This is a genomic window from Mesorhizobium sp. M7A.F.Ca.CA.002.05.1.1 (assembly GCF_003998335.1).
Taxonomy (GTDB): Bacteria; Pseudomonadota; Alphaproteobacteria; order Rhizobiales; family Rhizobiaceae; genus Mesorhizobium.
The window spans coordinates 1-2,048 of sequence record NZ_RZQI01001004.1 but is presented as its reverse complement, the minus strand read 5'-3'; the positions used below and the strand labels follow the sequence as shown (position 1 = coordinate 2,048).

The window sequence follows — 2,048 nt, the reverse complement described above, 5'->3', positions numbered from 1 at the left end:
CGCCTCGATGGCGTCCTTGACCGAGGCCGGCCCGACCCGCATGCCGGCCTTGCGTAAGGTGCGGGCAAAATAGACGATGTTGTCGGCAATCCGCCCGTGCGGCATGGCCTCTTTCGGTTCGGGGCGCGGCATCGCCTACTCCGCCGCCGAAAGCTCGGCCTTCACCTCGTTGAGGATGCGCCGGCCTTCGCCCTGTTCGATGCGGGCAATGTCGTCCTGGTATTTCAACAGCACGCCGATCGTGTCGGAGACGGTTTCCGGATCGAGCGCCACCTTGTCGAGCTCGGTCAGCGCGCCGGCCCAGTCGATGGTCTCGGCGACGCCAGGCACCTTGAACAATTCGATCTGGCGCAGCTTCTGGATAAAGGAGACCACTTCTGCCGAAAGCCGCTGGTTGGCCTGCGGCACCTTACGGCGCACGATCTCGAGCTCGCGCTCGGCGTTGGGATAGTCGACCCAGTGATAGAGGCAGCGCCGCTTCAGCGCATCGTGGATTTCGCGGGTGCGATTGGTGGTGATGATGACGATCGGCGGTTCTTCCGCCTTGATGGTGCCGAGTTCGGGCACCGTCACTTGGAAGTCGGACAGGATTTCGAGCAGAAAGGCCTCGAAGGCCTCGTCGGTGCGGTCGAGCTCATCGATCAGGAAAACCGGGGCAGCGCCCGTCTTTCCGGTCAGCGCATCGAGCACCGGGCGGCGGATCAGGTATTTTTCGGAAAAGACGTTGCGCTCCATGGCGGAGCGCTCGACCTTGCCGGCCGCCTCCTCCATGCGGATCTCGATCATCTGCGCGGCGTAGTTCCACTCATAGACGGCGGACGAAACGTCGAGGCCTTCATAGCACTGCAGGCGGATCAGCCGGCGACCGAGCGCCTGTGCCAACACCTTGGCGATCTCGGTCTTGCCGACGCCGGCCTCGCCCTCGAGGAACAGCGGCCGCTTCATACGCAACGACAGGAACAGCACGGTCGCCAGCGACCGGTCCGCCACATAGTCCGCACCGGTCAGGAGATCGAGCGTCTCGTCGATCGTCCGTGGCGCGGCGCGCGGTTTCAGCTCGGTCATTCTTTCTCCGTGAACGCCGCCGCTCCGCTGTCCAGAACGTGGTAGCCGCGGGCGTGGTAGATCAGCGGCCGCAAATTATCGCCCATACGCAGACCTGTCACCTTGCCAAAAAGCACACGATGGGTGGCCAGATCCTTGGTGTCGATCAATTCGCAGTCGAACACGGCAAGCGCGCCTTTCAGCGTCGGCGCGCCGGTGGAGATCACATCCCATTCGCCAAGCGCGAAACGTTCCTCGACCGGCAGGCCGGTGATGCCGGAAAAGCCGACCGACAGCGGCTCCTGGTGCGAGGCCAGCGTGTTCAGGGCAAACCTGCCGTTTTTCACGAACAGCTCATTCTTGGCATTTTCGCGGTTGAGACAGACCAGGATGGTCGGCGGCGTGTCCGACACCGAACAGGCGGCGATCACCGTCGTGCCGCGCTTGCCGGCCGGCCCGTCGGTGGTGACCACATGGACGTGGCCGGCAAAGTGGCTCATCGCGTCGCGATAGGCCTGCGGCCCAATGTCGTTCTTCTTCAGCACCGTATTTTTTCCATGGTCAGGATCCTACCGACATATATGGCCAGATATAGCCCGCCACAAGCGAAGTGCTTGAGCCATATCCCGAAATTCCCGTGTTGCACCAAGGCCGGGCAGCCTTTAGGTCTTGGCGGCAATAGTGCCAGGAGCATAGAGCCGGCACGGAGGGACCCATCGCTCGAATGCGACCCAAGACAAGAACAATAGCGGCGCTGTTCTGGCTGTTTCTGGCCAGTGCCGCGGATGCCCAGACGCTGCTCGTCGGCGTCGCGGCACCGCTATCGGGACCATCTGCCATTCTCGGCAAGCAGATCGAGGCCGGCACCGGCCTGGCGGCCGAAGCGAACGGCATCGAACTGAAGACCGTGGATGATGCCTGCACCGCGGACGGCGGCGCTGCCGCGGCCAAGGAATTCGCAGCCGCCAAGGTCGACATCGTAGTCGGGTTTCTCTGCACCGAGG

3 protein-coding genes and 1 pseudogene are annotated in these 2,048 nt (G+C 63.3%); 1 reads left to right on the top strand and 3 read right to left on the bottom strand.

All coding sequences use genetic code 11. The features are described 5' to 3' along the window. From EN939_RS39475 to EN939_RS31720, 3 genes and pseudogenes are all read right to left on the bottom strand, one after another. Positions 1-132, bottom strand: a pseudogene (locus EN939_RS39475) (VWA domain-containing protein); the annotation flags it as partial. Between the two features lie 3 nt (positions 133-135). Next, the gene (locus EN939_RS31725; RefSeq protein ID WP_023810354.1) at positions 136-1,065 is read right to left on the bottom strand and encodes an AAA family ATPase; all 930 of its coding nucleotides are present in this window, start codon (positions 1,063-1,065) and stop codon (positions 136-138) included. Then, the gene (locus tag EN939_RS31720) at positions 1,062-1,589 is read right to left on the bottom strand and encodes a flavin reductase (protein ID WP_095791541.1); all 528 of its coding nucleotides are present in this window, start codon (positions 1,587-1,589) and stop codon (positions 1,062-1,064) included. Before EN939_RS31720 ends, EN939_RS31725 begins: the two co-directional genes overlap by 4 nt. A 179-nt stretch (positions 1,590-1,768) precedes the next feature. On the opposite strand from EN939_RS31720, the gene EN939_RS31715 reads away from it, so the two are divergent. Next, positions 1,769-2,048: ABC transporter substrate-binding protein (locus EN939_RS31715; protein ID WP_164751397.1), on the top strand; the 280-nt coding region annotated here is incomplete at its 3' end.

Bases quoted from the DNA above. Each gene is read 5' to 3' on its own strand.
- EN939_RS31725 (WP_023810354.1), bottom strand. From the start codon at position 1,065: ATGACCGAGCTGAAACCGCGCGCCGCGCCACGGACGATCGACGAGACG.